Source organism: Solicola agrisoli, assembly GCF_049059935.1.
In the GTDB taxonomy this organism is placed as follows: domain Bacteria; phylum Actinomycetota; class Actinomycetes; order Propionibacteriales; family Nocardioidaceae; genus JAURVT01.
Window position 1 is genome coordinate 33,445 of the sequence record NZ_JBMGQR010000019.1, and the last position, 12,880, is coordinate 46,324.

Sequence of the window (12,880 nt, forward strand, 5' to 3'; positions counted from 1 at the left end):
GTGAGCCGCCGATGCGTTGCACAACTCGGACCTCGACGCGCGCCTGGGCGGGGGTGGGGCGGGGCGGGGTGGGGGTCAGGGGGTGGGGGTGAGGGAGGTGGGGGTGGCGAGGTGGGTGGCGGGGACGTCGTGGGGCTCGGTGGGGACGTGGGCGACGACGTCGGCGTCGAAGACCACCACCACGACGGGGACGCCGGGTGGCAGGGAGGCGAGGGCGCGGTCGTAGTAGCCGGCGCCGCGGCCGAGGCGGTGGCCCGCGGCGTCGGCGGCGAGGGCGGGGACGAGGACGACGTCCGCCGTCGCGAGGGCGGACGGCCCGAGCGGCTCGCCCGCCGGCTCGGGGATGCCGAGGCCGCCGGGGGAGAGGGCGCCGTCGTCGAGGGCCCAGTCGAGGACGCCGGCCGGGCGCACCAGGGGCAGCAGCACCCGCACGCCCGCGTCGCGCAGCCCGTCGAGCAGGGGCCCGGTGGGGGGCTCGGTGCCGAACGAGACGTACGCCGCGACCGTCCGCGCCGACCCCAGCAGCGGCGACGCCAGCAGCACGGCCGCGAGCCCGTGCCCGGCGACGTCGAGATCCTCGACCGACCGCGCCGCGCGCGACGCCGTCACCTGCCGGCGCAGCTCGTCCTTGGCGGCCCCGACGTCCTCGCTCATGGGCCGGACGGTACCGGCCCGCCACCGCGGATAGGGTGAGCGACGGTCCACGAACCCTGCGTCAAGGAGCACGATGAGCGAGCGCGGTCTCGAGCTGGCCCGGCAGAAGATGGTCGACGGCGGCGTCGCCCCGCAGGCGATCGAGGTGTTCGCGCGCTTCTACGCCCAGCTGGAGTCCGGCGAGACCGGCGTCATCCACGAGGCCGACGTCGACCCGCTCACGGACGTGCCCCGCCTGGCCGACCTCGAGGTCTCCGACGACGAGGCCCGCGCCGCCCTCGACGTCACCTGCATCATCAAGCTCAACGGCGGGCTCGGGACGTCGATGGGGATGGACCGGGCCAAGTCGCTGCTCGAGGTGCGCCCCGGCCGCAGCTTCCTCGACGTCATCGTCGGCCAGGTGCGTCACCTGCGTCGGGCCTACGACGCCCGCCTGCCGCTGCTGTTCATGGACAGCTTCCGCACCCGCGACGACACCCTCGCGGCCATCGCCGGCCACGACGACCTCGCCGTCGCCGGCCTGCCCGCCGACTTCCTGCAGAACCGCGAGCCCAAGCTGCGCGCCGACGACCTCACGCCCGTCGAGTGGGACGCCGACCCGTCCCTCACCTGGTGCCCGCCCGGCCACGGCGACCTCTACACCGCGCTCGACGTGTCCGGGGTGCTGCAGACGCTGCTCGACGCGGGCTTCCGCTACGCGAGCGTCTCCAACTCCGACAACCTCGGCGCCGCCCCCGACCCGACGGTCGCCGGATGGTTCGCCGCGTCGGGCGCGCCGTACGCCGCCGAGGTCTGCCGCCGCACGCCCGCCGACGTCAAGGGCGGCCACCTCGTGGTGCGCTGCAGCGACGGCCGGCTCATCCTGCGCGAGACCGCGCAGACCCCGAAGGAGGACGAGGCCGCGGCCGGCGACATCGCCAAGCACCCCTTCTTCCACACCAACAACCTCTGGTTCGACCTGCGCGTCCTCGCCGACACCCTGCGCGACAACGGCGGCGTGCTGGGCCTCCCGCTCATCCGCAACGTCAAGACCGTCGACCCCGGCGACTCCTCCTCGCCCGAGGTGATCCAGATCGAGAGCGCGATGGGCGCCGCGGTCGAGGTGTTCGACGGCGCCACCGCGATCGAGGTCGACCGCTCGCGCTTCCTGCCCGTCAAGACCACCAACGACCTGCTCCTGCTGCGCTCGGACGTCTACGACGTCGGCGACGACGACCGCCTCTCGCGCCAGGTCGACCCGCCGCTGGTCGACCTCGACCCCGCCCACTACAAGCTCATCGGCGACTTCGACGCGCGCTTCCCGCACGGTGCGCCGTCGCTGCGCGAGGCCACCTCGTTGAGGGTGCGCGGCGACTGGACGTTCGGCGCGGACGTCGTCGTGCGCGGCGACGCGACGCTCGACGACGAGGGCACGCCGCACACCGTGGCCGACGCCTCCGTCCTCGGGCGGGGCTAGGCTTCGCGTCATGGATGCAGCCTCTCCCTCGGTGGACGCGACCCCGGGTCCGTACACCGTCGACGAGCACCTGCGCCGGATCCTGGAGACGCTCGGCCCGCTCCAGCCCTACGACCAGCCGCTGCTCGAGACCCTCGGGCTGCCGCTGTGCGAGGAGGTCGCGAGCCCCACCGACCTGCCGCGCTTCACCAACAGCGCGATGGACGGGTACGCCGTCCGCCAGGTCGACGTCGACGGCGCCTCCCACGACCTGCCCGTCACCCTCGCGGTGGTGGGGGAGTCCGCGGCCGGCACCAGCCGTCCGTTCGCGCTGTCGCCCGGCGCGGCGGTCAAGATCATGACGGGCGCCCCGATGCCCACCGGCGCCGACACCGTCATCCCGATCGAGGCCACCGACGGCGGCACCGCCAACGTCACCGTCTACGAGGACCGCCAGGTCGGCCAGCACGTCCGTCCGGCCGGCGAGGACATCCGCGCCGGCGACGTCGTCTTCGACGAGGGCACCGTCATCGGGCCCCGCGAGATCGGCCTGATGGCCGCGCTCGGACGCTCGCGCGTGCGGGCCCGTCCGCGTCCGCGCGTCGTGATCATCTCCACGGGCGACGAGCTGCGCGACCCCGGCACCGGCCTGGACTTCGACTCCGTGCACGACGGCAACAGCTACATGCTCGCCGCGTCCGCCCGTGCGCTCGGCGCGATCGCCTACCGCGTGGGCGTCGCGCCCGACGACCCCGCCGAGTTCACCCGCATGCTGTCCGACCAGCTCGTCCGCGCCGACCTCGTCGTCACCAGCGGCGGCGTCAGCAAGGGAAGCTACGACGTCGTCAAGGAGGCGCTCTCCCCGCTCGGCACCGTCGACTTCGTCGAGGTCGCCATGCAGCCGGGCAAGCCGCAGGGCTTCGGCCTGGTCGGCGAGGAGCAGACGCCCATCGTCACCCTCCCGGGCAACCCGGTCTCGGCGTACGTCTCGTTCGAGGTGTTCGTGGTGCCCGCGCTGCGTCGCATGATGGGGCTGCTGCCGTACCGCCGTCCGCTCGTCCAGGCGATGCTCACCACCGACGTCACCTCGCCCGACGGCAAGCGCCAGTACCTGCGCGGCGTCTTCGAGGTCACCGAGCGCGGCGCCCGCGTGACGCCCGTCGGCGGCAGCGGCTCGCACATGATCGGCGGGCTGGCCCAGGCCAACGCGCTCATCGTGGTCGGCGAGGACGAGACCGCGCTCAACGTCGGCGACACCGCCAAGGTGCTCGTCCTGGACCGGGCGTTCTGACGTGTCCGCCCGGCTGACCCACGTCGACGAGCGCGGGGCCGCGCGCATGGTGGACGTCTCGGCCAAGGACGTCACCACCCGCACCGCCACCGCGGCCGGACGCGTGCTCGTCTCGCCGCAGGTGGTCGCGCTGCTCCGCGAGGGCGACGTGCCCAAGGGCGACGCGCTCGGCGTCGCGCGCGTGGCGGGCATCATGGGCGCCAAGCGCACCCCCGACCTCGTCCCGCTCTGCCACCCCCTCGCGCTCAGCGGCGTCGAGGTCGACCTCGAGGTCCGCGACGACGCCGTCGCCATCACCGCGACGGTCCGCACCGCCGACCGCACGGGCGTGGAGATGGAGGCGCTCACCGCCGTCACCGTGGCCGCGCTGACGGTGGTCGACATGGTCAAGGCCGTCGACAAGCACGCCGTGCTCACCGACATCCGCGTCGTCGCCAAGTCGGGTGGACGCAGCGGCGACTGGAGCGAGTCGTGAAGGCGCTCGTCGTCACCTGCTCCAACCGCGCCGCGGCCGGCGTCTACGAGGACACCGGCGGTCCCGTGATCGTCGAGCGCCTGCGCAGCTGGGGCTTCGAGGTGCTCGAGCCCGTCGTCGTCCCCGACGGCGACCCGGTGGCCGAGGCCCTGCGCGAGGCCGTCGACCTCGACTTCGACCTCGTCCTCACCACCGGCGGCACCGGCATCAGCCCCACCGACGCCACCCCCGAGGCCACCGAGCCGCTGCTCGACCGCGAGCTGCCCGGCGTCGCCGAGGCGATCCGGCGCCACGGCGTGGACGCGGGCGTCCCCACCGCGATGCTCTCGCGCGGGCTCGCCGGCGTGGCCGACCGCACCATCATCGTCAACCTCCCCGGCTCGGTCGGGGGCGTGCGTGACGGTCTCGACGTGCTCGAGCCGGTCATCAGGCACGCGGTCGAGCAGGTCGCCGGCGGCGACCACGCCCCCGGCGGTGGGTCCTGACCGCGGGCTGGCCCGCGACCCTCACCCACGGCCGGATCGGGGTGAGGCCCCTGCAGCGCGCCGACGCCTCGGCGTGGGCCCGCCTGCACCGCGAGAGCCGTGAGTGGTTGACGCCGTGGGAGGCCACGCTGCCCGAGGGCTCGCTCCCCGGCGCGGCGTCCTTCCGGCAGATGGTCCGCGGCCTGCGCGCCCAGGCCCGCGATGGTCGCTCCCTGCCCTTCGTCACGACCTACGACGGCCAGATGGTCGGCCAGGTCACCGTCTCGGGCGTCACCTGGGGCTCGGCGCGCTGGGCCCAGGTCGGGTACTGGATCGACCGCTCGCACGCCGGGCGCGGCATCACACCGATCGCGGTGGCCATGGTCGTCGACCACTGCCTGTCGGCGGTGGGCCTGCACCGCATCGAGATCGCGATCCGCCCCGAGAACGTCGCCAGCCTCGCCATCGTGCACAAGCTCGGGCTGCGTCAGGTCGGGCTCGCCCCGAAGTACCTGCACATCGACGGCGCCTGGCGCGACCACCTGCTGTTCGCCGTCACGGCCGAGGAGGCGCCGCGCGGGCTCCTCGCGCGCCTGCTCGAGCAGCCCGCCGACCAGGCCTGAGCCGGCGAACCACACAGGTCACACAAGTTCGCAGGCGACACACCGCACGAGAGGCGGGGCCTGACGCCCGCCGACGCCTACCGTTTCCGACGTGGCAGCTGGTCTGGTGTTCGCGGCGATCGTCGTCCTGTGGGCGGCGTACTTCGTGCCGCTCGCCCTGCGCCGGTACGACGAGGCGGCCCGCTCCGGCGCGGCCGCGACGCTCACCGCGCGCGGCCGGGTGCTCCGCCGTGCCGAGGCCGACGACACCGACGCCGCCGAGCCCGCCCCGACCGTCACCACCGACCAGCGCACCGAGGACGTCCCCGTCGACACCGTCACCGCCGCCCCCACCGGCCGCGCCCACCTCGACCGCCCCGCCGCACGCCTGGCCGCGCAGCGTCGCCGTCGCACCCTGATCACGCTGCTGACCGCGCTCGTCGTCGTGGTCGCGCTCGCCGCCACGGCCGTGCTGCCCTGGTGGTCCGTCGCCGTCCCGGGCGCCCTCGTCGTCGTGTGGCTCGTGGCCTGCCGCATCCAGGTGCGCGGCGAGCTCGGCCTCGCGGTGCCGCACGCGCCGCAGATGCCGTCCATGCCCGCGATGCCCCAGATGCCGCGTCGTCGCCACGACGAGCAGCTCGACGAGCTCGACGAGGAGCAGGCGCGCCGCCTGTCCGACGCCGAGGACACCGTCGTCATCTCGGGCCAGGTCGAGGACCACGACCCGCACCGCGTCCACGTGATGGAGGACGTCCCGCTGGTCCAGGGCGACGTCGACGAGGTCGTCGTGGACGCCGTCCCCGTCACCGCCACCACCGGCGCGACGCTGTGGGACCCGCTCCCGGTCACGCTGCCCACCTACGTCGACAAGCCGCGCGCCGCGCGGACCGTCCGCACCATCGACTTCGGCGAGCAGGGCACCTGGACGTCGGGCCACGTCGAGGGCGAGCAGACCGAGCGCCCGGCGCGCGCGCGGACCTCCGAGGAGCGTCGCCGGGCCGTCGGCGACTGACGCACCCACCGGTGGGGGCGCCCCGCCGGCCCTGGTAATGTTTGACCCGCTCGCCACGCGAGCATGGGGCTATGGCGCAGTTGGTAGCGCGTCTCGTTCGCAATGAGAAGGTCCGGGGTTCGAATCCCCGTAGCTCCACCGATGACCAAGAGGGTCCCACGCTCGTCGTGGGGCCCTCTTCGCATCTCCACAGCCCCAGCCGCCCCACACGTCACACGTACCCGGGGCGGCTTCGTCGCGTCCGGAGGTCTCCTTGACCGGATACCCCCGTTTCGTCCATATCCGTGTCTCTGATCGTTTCCTATGCCAAAATTTGGGTAGACCCATTCATATGGACGGGACGGACGATGCCGCTCGGGCGCGCCGCGACGAGACCGAACAGGGGACCCCCACGTGAACGCACCGCCTCCGGCCGCCGGAGTCCTGAGCCGGCCCACGGCACCGACGTCCCGGCTTGCGAACGACCACGCGCGGCAGCTCGCCGTCGAGAGCCTCGGCATCCTCGACACCCCGCGCGAGGAGCGGTTCGACCGGATCACCCGCCTGGCGCGCCAGGCGCTGGGCATGGCGTTCGTGACGATCTCCCTGCCCGACCACGACCGTGCGTGGTTCAAGTCGAGCGCCGGCGTCGACGTCGACGAGGCGCCGCTGGAGCAGACCTTCTGCCAGTTCGTGCGCGACCCCTCCGCGCCGCTCGTCGTCCGCGACACGGCGCGGGACCCCCGTGGCGAGATCCTGCCGAGCGAGGGCGGGGTGCCGAGCCTGCGGTTCTACGCTGGCCAGCCCGTGCTCGACCAGCAGGGGACGATCGTGGCCGTCCTGTGCCTGTGGGACACCACACCCCGCGAGCTCACGCCCGAGCAGCTGGTGCTGCTGGGCGACCTGGCCCGCTGGACCGCCGAGGAGCTCACCGCCTCGGCCGAGAGCGAGCACGCCCGGTACGTCCAGACCGCCCTGCTGCCCGAGGGCCCGCCCGACGTGCCCGGCTACGAGGTCGACGGCCTGTGCATGCCGGCCCGCGCCGTCGGCGGCGACTTCTACGACTACCAGGTGGCACCCGACCACCTCGGCATCACGCTCGGCGACGTGATGGGCAAGGGGACGGGCGCTGCGCTGCTCAGCGTGGGCGTGCGCTCCTACGTGCGTGCAGCGGCCGACCTCGCGGGCCCCGACGAGGACCTCGGCAACCTGCTGGAGCGCGTCGCCCACTCGCTGGACGCCGACCTGCGCCGCACGTCGTCCTTCGTCACGATGCTCCAGCTGGCCGTGCACCTGCCGTCCGGGCAGGTGCGCGTCGCCGACGCCGGGCACGGCCTGTGCCTGCACGTGCGGTCCGACGGCAGCGCGACCCAGGTGACGAGCGACGGGCTGCCCCTCGGCGTGCTGCGCGACTCGCGGTGGCAGGAGTCGTTCCTGGTGCTCGAGCCCGGGGACGTGCTGCTCGCGTTCAGCGACGGCCTCGGCGACCTGGTGCTCGCGCGACCCGAGGGGCTGGACCTGCTCGTCGACCTCTGCCGCACCGGGATCCCGCCCCACGAGATCGTCGACGAGGTGCGCCGGTTCTGCTCGCGGGAGCTCGCGCTGGACGACGTCACGGTGGTCGCCGTACGCCGCGACGCCGCATGACGCGACACCAGGCGCTGGTGCGCCTGCTCGTGGTCGTCACCGTCGTCCTCGGCGTCAACTACGTCAGCTGGCGCTGGTTCTTCTCGGTCAACTGGGACGCCTGGCCGATCGCGGTGCCGCTCGTCGTCGCCGAGACCTACAGCCTGGTCGACTCGCTGCTGTTCTGCCTGACCATGTGGCGACGCAAGGAGCGCGGCGAGCCCGAGGCGCCGGCCGACGACGCCACCGTCGACGTGCTCGTCACCACCTACGACGAGCCGCTCGACCTGGTGATGACGACGGCGCGCGCCGCCAAGGCCATCACCTTCCCGCACCGGACCTGGATCCTCGACGACGGCAACCGCGCCGAGCTGCGCGAGCTGGCCGAGGCCGAGGGGATCGGCTGGATCACCCGCAGCGCCGACTGGGACGACCGTCCGCGCCACGCCAAGGCCGGCAACATCAACAACGCGCTGCTCGCCACCGAGGGCGAGTTCATCCTCATCCTCGACGCCGACCAGGTCCCCGAGCCGCACATCCTCGACCGGACGCTCGGGTACTTCAAGGACGAGAGGATGGCCGTCGTCCAGACGCCGCAGTTCTTCGTCAACGTCCCCGACCACGACCCGCTCGGCAGCCAGGCACCCCTGTTCTACGGCCCGATCCAGGAGGGCAAGGACGGCTGGAACGCGGCGTTCTTCTGCGGCTCCAACGCGGTGCTGCGGCGCGAGGCGCTGATGCAGCTCGGCGTGTGGCGCTACGCCGGCGAGATCGAGATCGCCGTGCACCGCGCGCTGCGGACGTCCAAGGACGTCCTCGCCAAGGCCCGCGCCGACCTCGGTCCGGACGACGTGCAGGCCACCCAGGCGCTCGACAAGGTCGCCTACGACCTCGGCCGTGCCCGCCGCGAGCTCGGGCGGGGCGTCGCCATCGCCGACGTCACCTACCGGTTCCAGCAGCGCGTGGCCTCGATCGCCCGGGAGCTGGTGAGCACCGACCTGGACGCGCTCAACGCCGACCTCGCCGCGATCGCCGAGCTCGAGGCCACCACCGACGCGGCCGGCGACGCCGGTCTGGCGCTCGTGGACGACGGCGCGCTGCGGCGGATGTCCGAGCGCGACTGGTCCCCGCTCGGCGCGCTGGCCACCGTCCAGTCGCTCGTGTCGTCGGTCGACGTGGACCGCGGCGAGGAGGCCCAGCCCGTCATGCCGATGGCGACCATCTCGGTCACCGAGGACATGGCGACGTGCATGCGCCTGCACGCGCTGGGCTGGAGCTCGGCCTACCACGGCGAGCAGCTCGCGTTCGGGCTCGCGCCCGAGGACCTCAAGACGATGCTGACCCAGCGACTGCGCTGGGCCCAGGGAACGATGCAGGTGATGTTCCGCGAGAACCCGCTGGTGCAGAAGGGCCTCACGGTCGCGCAGAAGCTGATGTACCTGGGCACCATGTGGAGCTACCTGTCGGGCTTCTTCGCGCTGGTCTACCTGGCGGCGCCGATCATCTACCTGACGCTCGGCATCCTGCCGGTCGACTCGCTCGGACGGGACTTCTTCATCCGGCTGATCCCGTTCCTGGTGGTCAACCAGCTCCTGTTCCTCGTCGTGGGGTGGAAGCGCCGGACGTGGCGGGGGCTGCAGTACTCGCTCGCGCTGTTCCCGGTCTGGATCAAGGCGTTCACGTCGGCCTTCGGCAGCGTCTTCCTCGGCCGGTCGCTCGACTTCGCGGTGACGCCGAAGGTCCGCACCGCGAGCGCCGGACGCCCGTGGCACCTCGTCAAGCCGCAGCTGATCGCCATGGGCGCGCTCGTCGCGGCCGCCGCGATCGGCCTGGTCCGCCTTTACGTCGGGCAGGCCACCCCGCTCGGCACCTGGGTCAACCTCGCCTGGGTCGTCTACGACCTCCTCGTCCTGGGCGTCGTCGTCCAGGCCGTCCGCTACGACGGATGGACCGGGCCCGACGACGGCCCCGCGCCCATCGCACCCCCCACCGACCAGCCGAGGCGCAAGCACCGCCTCACCACCAAGGGAGCAGCATGATCGAGTTCAAGGTCGAGACCACCGCGCGCGGGATCGGCGTCGTCACGCCCATCGGCCGCCTGAACATGGTCTCGGCCCGTCGTCTGAGCGAGGTCGTCACCGACCTCGTCGGCGGCGGCACCAACCGCATCGTGGTCGACATGGGGCAGACCGACTTCATGGACTCCTCGGGTCTCGGCGCCCTCATCGCCGGCCTGAAGACCACGCGCCAGGCCGGTGGCGACCTGCGCCTGGCGTGCCCCACCGAGCAGATCCAGACCGTCCTCGAGCTCACGAACCTGAACAAGGTGCTGCGTCCTCGACCCACGGTCGAGGGCGCGTTCGATGCCTGAGGGCCGTCCCGAGACGCTGGTGACCCTCGAGGCAGCGGCCCGCGAGGACAGCGTCGACCTGCTCCACACCCTCGTCGGGTCGCTCTGGGAGGGCAGCCCCGACGTCGGCATGGTCGACCGCATCCGGTTCGAGACCGCCGTCATCGAGGTGATGGCCAACATCATCGAGCACGCCTACGCCATCGACGGGACGACCACGACCGGCCGACGCTTCGACGTCCGCCTGCGGGCCGACGCCGAGAACCTGGTGGCGACGTTCGCCGACGACGGACGTCCGTGCGAGATCGACCTCAGCGGCGTGCAGATGCCCGACTTCGAGGCCGAGTCCGGACGGGGGCTCGCGCTGGCGGTCGCGGCCGTCGACGACCTGGTGTACACCCGCGACGGCGCGATCAACCACTGGTCGATCACCTGCCGAAGGCAGGAGTGACGCCCAGACCTGCGCGGGTGCTGCTCGCGCTGCTGGTCTGCGTGCTCGCGCTCCTCGGCCCGGCCGGGGTCGCGGTCGCGTCGGACGGCGGCTCGGACGACCCGCCCGCACTGACCCCGGGCGCGCACCCCTGGTTCGGCCCCGAGCTGGACTGGACCAACGACTCGGCGCAGCAGTACGTCTCGCGCCTGGGCGAGGGACCGTCGGTGTTCGCCCAGGCGGTCCGCTACCCCCTCACCGGCGACGACGGCACCTACCTCGAGGAGTTCGTCGCGCAGGCGGCTCGGCACGGCTCCATCGCCGAGCTGACCCTCGAGCCGCAGCAGGCGCTCGAGACGCTCACCGCGGCCGACGCCGCCAGGCTCGGTCGTGCGCTCGTCGCGCTCCACGAGGACTACGACAGCGAGATCGTCGTCCGCTTCGCACCCGAGATGAACGGCTCCTGGACGTCGTGGGGCCAGCAGCCGGAGGCCTACGTCGCCGCCTACCGCGAGGTGGCGAGCGCGGTGCACGCCGCGACCCCCCACGCCGTGATGCTGTGGGCACCGGCCTACGGCGCGGGCTACCCGTTCAGCAGGGCCTTCGGGGCAGTCGAGGGCTCCGGCCCGCGCGACGAGGCCCAGCTCGACACCGACGGGGACGGCGAGGTCACCGAGGCCGACGACCCCTACGGCCCGTACTACCCGGGCGACGCCGCCGTCGACTGGGTGGGCCTGTCGCTCTACCACTTCGGGGCCGCGCAGGACTTCGGCTCCAACGTCGCGCCCAGGCGCGGTGAGCTCGAGGCCCGCCTGGCCGAGACCTACGGCTACGGCGACGACCGCGGCCGCACCCCGTTCTACGAGCGGTTCGCCGAGCGTCGCGACAAGCCGATGGCCGTCGCGACCGGTGCGCTGTTCAACCCCGGGCGCAAGGCGACGGACTCCGAGCTCGACATCAAGCGCACCTGGTGGCGCCAGGTGCTCGGTGCCACCGGCGACCACCCGCGGATCGCGTCCATCACCTGGCTGGAGGAGGAGCGCCCCGAGGCCGAGGTGGGCGGTGACACCGTCGACTGGCGCGCGACGCACACCGACGACCTCGCCGGCGCGCTCCGGGCCGACCTCGCCCGGTACCAGGTCGCGACGGGTCCCGTCACGCGCGTGCTCGACCAGCAGGCCGCCAACACCGCGACGTCGCAGGTGCGCGAGACCGGCGGCAACGACCAGATGGGCTGGATCGTCGCGACCGTCGCGGTCATGGCCCTGGCGTTCGTCTCGGCCGGCGTCGTGCGACGCCTGGTCCCGTCGTGGGGCTACGACCCCACGGCCCACGGGGCCCGCGACCTGCGCCTGGACTTTCTGCGCGGCTTCATCATCATCGCCGTGGTCGTCACCCACGTGGAGGTGGCCGGCCCGTACTCGTGGATCACCCTGAACGCGATCGGCGGCGTCACCGGCGCCGAGCTGTTCGTCCTGCTGTCCGGCGTGGTCATGGGCATGGTGCAGCCGGCCGTGATCCACAAGCTGGGGGAGTGGGGTGCGGCGGTCGCGGCGTTCAAGCGCGCCCGCAAGCTCTACCTCACGGCCCTGGTGGTCGTGGTGCTCGTCTACGCGCTCGGACGCGTCCCCGGCGTGGACGCGACCGCGATCACCACGTTCACCGACCGCGGCACCGGCGCGCTCGGCCAGGGCGCCAGCGGCCAGGTGTACGACCTCTACGGCAACTTCCCGCGTCTGCTCGACTACCCGCCGCCGGGTTACGCCGTCCGGCAGCTGCTGCTGCTCGAGATGGGGCCGTGGGTCTTCAACATCATGGGCCTGTTCATCGTCCTGAGCCTTCTGCTCGTGCCGCTGGCGTGGCTGCTGCGGCGCCGCCTCTGGTGGGCCGCGCTCGTGCTCAGCTGGACGCTGTACCTGCTGCAGGCGCACTTCGACTGGGACGTGATGCCCTCGCAGTTCGAGGACGTGTTCCCGCTGCTCACCTGGCAGGTCGTCTTCGTCCACGGTCTGGTGATCGGCTGGTACCGCAGGCAGGTCACCGCGGCGCTGACCAGCCGGATCGGCGTCGTCCTGACGACGATCGGCGTCCTCGCCTACGCGGGCGTGCTCGCGCTGCTGTGGGCCGGTCACACCTACGGGTTCGCGGTGCCGTTCGCGGACGCCGGCACCTACGACGCGCTGTACCCCCACCTGTACACGCGCGTGTTCCTCCAGCCCGGACGCCTGCTCGACCTGCTGCTGGTGATCGTCGTGGCGTACGCGGTGCTCACCGCCTGGTGGAAGCCGCTCAGCCGGGCGCTCGGCTGGCTCTACGTGCCCCTCGGCCAGAACAGCCTGTACGTGTTCACGGTGCACGTGTTCTTCGTGCTCGCCGTGGCCAACGTCCCCGGCCTGGTGCGCACGAGCGACTGGCAGGGCACCGTCATCCACACCGTGGTGGTCGCGACCATCTGGGTGATGGTGCGGCGCAGGTTCCTGTTCTCGGTGATACCCCGATGACGTCAGCGGACACCACCTCGTGAGCTGTCGGTGCGTGGTGATGCCCCGGCATCACCACGCA

12 protein-coding genes and 1 tRNA gene are annotated in these 12,880 nt (G+C 72.8%); 12 read left to right on the top strand and 1 reads right to left on the bottom strand.

Annotated elements, in window-relative coordinates:
• Positions 1-75 precede the first annotated feature (75 nt).
• A complete protein-coding gene (locus ACI6PP_RS09335) occupies positions 76-654 on the bottom strand; it encodes a 5-formyltetrahydrofolate cyclo-ligase (RefSeq protein ID WP_421111042.1) in 579 nt (192 codons plus the stop codon).
• A gap of 73 nt (positions 655-727) precedes the next feature.
• Between ACI6PP_RS09335 and ACI6PP_RS09340 the strand changes: the two genes are divergently transcribed.
• The 12 genes from ACI6PP_RS09340 (at position 728) to opgC (ending at position 12,819) form a co-directional block, all read left to right on the top strand.
• On the top strand, positions 728-2,110 hold the full coding sequence (locus ACI6PP_RS09340; RefSeq protein ID WP_421111044.1) for a UTP--glucose-1-phosphate uridylyltransferase: 1,383 nt from the start codon (positions 728-730) through the stop codon (positions 2,108-2,110).
• 10 nt (positions 2,111-2,120) lie between these two features.
• Entirely contained in the window at positions 2,121-3,380 is a 1,260-nt protein-coding gene (glp, locus tag ACI6PP_RS09345; protein ID WP_421111046.1) for a molybdotransferase-like divisome protein Glp, read from the top strand.
• 1 nt (position 3,381) lies between these two features.
• The gene (gene moaC / locus ACI6PP_RS09350) at positions 3,382-3,855 is read left to right on the top strand and encodes a cyclic pyranopterin monophosphate synthase MoaC (protein ID WP_476712928.1); all 474 of its coding nucleotides are present in this window, start codon (positions 3,382-3,384) and stop codon (positions 3,853-3,855) included.
• On the top strand, positions 3,852-4,340 hold the full coding sequence (locus ACI6PP_RS09355) for a MogA/MoaB family molybdenum cofactor biosynthesis protein (protein WP_421111048.1): 489 nt from the start codon (positions 3,852-3,854) through the stop codon (positions 4,338-4,340). The genes moaC and ACI6PP_RS09355 overlap by 4 nt, the downstream gene beginning before the upstream one ends.
• A 41-nt stretch (positions 4,341-4,381) precedes the next feature.
• The gene (locus ACI6PP_RS09360) at positions 4,382-4,942 is read left to right on the top strand and encodes a GNAT family N-acetyltransferase (protein ID WP_421111049.1); all 561 of its coding nucleotides are present in this window, start codon (positions 4,382-4,384) and stop codon (positions 4,940-4,942) included.
• Positions 4,943-5,033: 91 nt separating this feature from the next.
• Entirely contained in the window at positions 5,034-5,933 is a 900-nt protein-coding gene (sepX, locus tag ACI6PP_RS09365; protein ID WP_421111051.1) for a divisome protein SepX/GlpR, read from the top strand.
• 65 nt (positions 5,934-5,998) lie between these two features.
• Positions 5,999-6,071, top strand: a tRNA-Ala gene (locus tag ACI6PP_RS09370).
• A gap of 255 nt (positions 6,072-6,326) precedes the next feature.
• Complete coding sequence (locus ACI6PP_RS09375; RefSeq protein ID WP_421111052.1) at positions 6,327-7,559, top strand: PP2C family protein-serine/threonine phosphatase; 1,233 nt, start codon at positions 6,327-6,329, stop codon at positions 7,557-7,559.
• Positions 7,556-9,577, top strand: a complete 2,022-nt coding sequence (locus tag ACI6PP_RS09380; protein ID WP_421111053.1) for a glycosyltransferase family 2 protein — start codon at positions 7,556-7,558, stop codon at positions 9,575-9,577. The genes ACI6PP_RS09375 and ACI6PP_RS09380 overlap by 4 nt, the downstream gene beginning before the upstream one ends.
• Positions 9,574-9,909: an STAS domain-containing protein gene (locus tag ACI6PP_RS09385; RefSeq protein ID WP_421111055.1), complete on the top strand. Its 336-nt coding sequence runs from the start codon at positions 9,574-9,576 to the stop codon at positions 9,907-9,909. Before ACI6PP_RS09380 ends, ACI6PP_RS09385 begins: the two co-directional genes overlap by 4 nt.
• Complete coding sequence (locus ACI6PP_RS09390) at positions 9,902-10,339, top strand: ATP-binding protein (protein ID WP_421111057.1); 438 nt, start codon at positions 9,902-9,904, stop codon at positions 10,337-10,339. Before ACI6PP_RS09385 ends, ACI6PP_RS09390 begins: the two co-directional genes overlap by 8 nt.
• Positions 10,336-12,819, top strand: a complete 2,484-nt coding sequence (gene opgC / locus ACI6PP_RS09395) for an OpgC domain-containing protein (RefSeq protein ID WP_421111059.1) — start codon at positions 10,336-10,338, stop codon at positions 12,817-12,819. The genes ACI6PP_RS09390 and opgC overlap by 4 nt, the downstream gene beginning before the upstream one ends.
• Positions 12,820-12,880 lie beyond the last annotated feature (61 nt).

Bases quoted from the DNA above. Each gene is read 5' to 3' on its own strand.
- ACI6PP_RS09335 (WP_421111042.1), bottom strand. From the start codon at position 654: ATGAGCGAGGACGTCGGGGCCGCCAAGGACGAGCTGCGCCGGCAGGTG.
- ACI6PP_RS09340 (WP_421111044.1), top strand. From the start codon at position 728: ATGAGCGAGCGCGGTCTCGAGCTGGCCCGGCAGAAGATGGTCGACGGC.
- glp (WP_421111046.1), top strand. From the start codon at position 2,121: ATGGATGCAGCCTCTCCCTCGGTGGACGCGACCCCGGGTCCGTACACC.
- ACI6PP_RS09380 (WP_421111053.1), top strand. From the start codon at position 7,556: ATGACGCGACACCAGGCGCTGGTGCGCCTGCTCGTGGTCGTCACCGTC.
- ACI6PP_RS09385 (WP_421111055.1), top strand. From the start codon at position 9,574: ATGATCGAGTTCAAGGTCGAGACCACCGCGCGCGGGATCGGCGTCGTC.
- ACI6PP_RS09390 (WP_421111057.1), top strand. From the start codon at position 9,902: ATGCCTGAGGGCCGTCCCGAGACGCTGGTGACCCTCGAGGCAGCGGCC.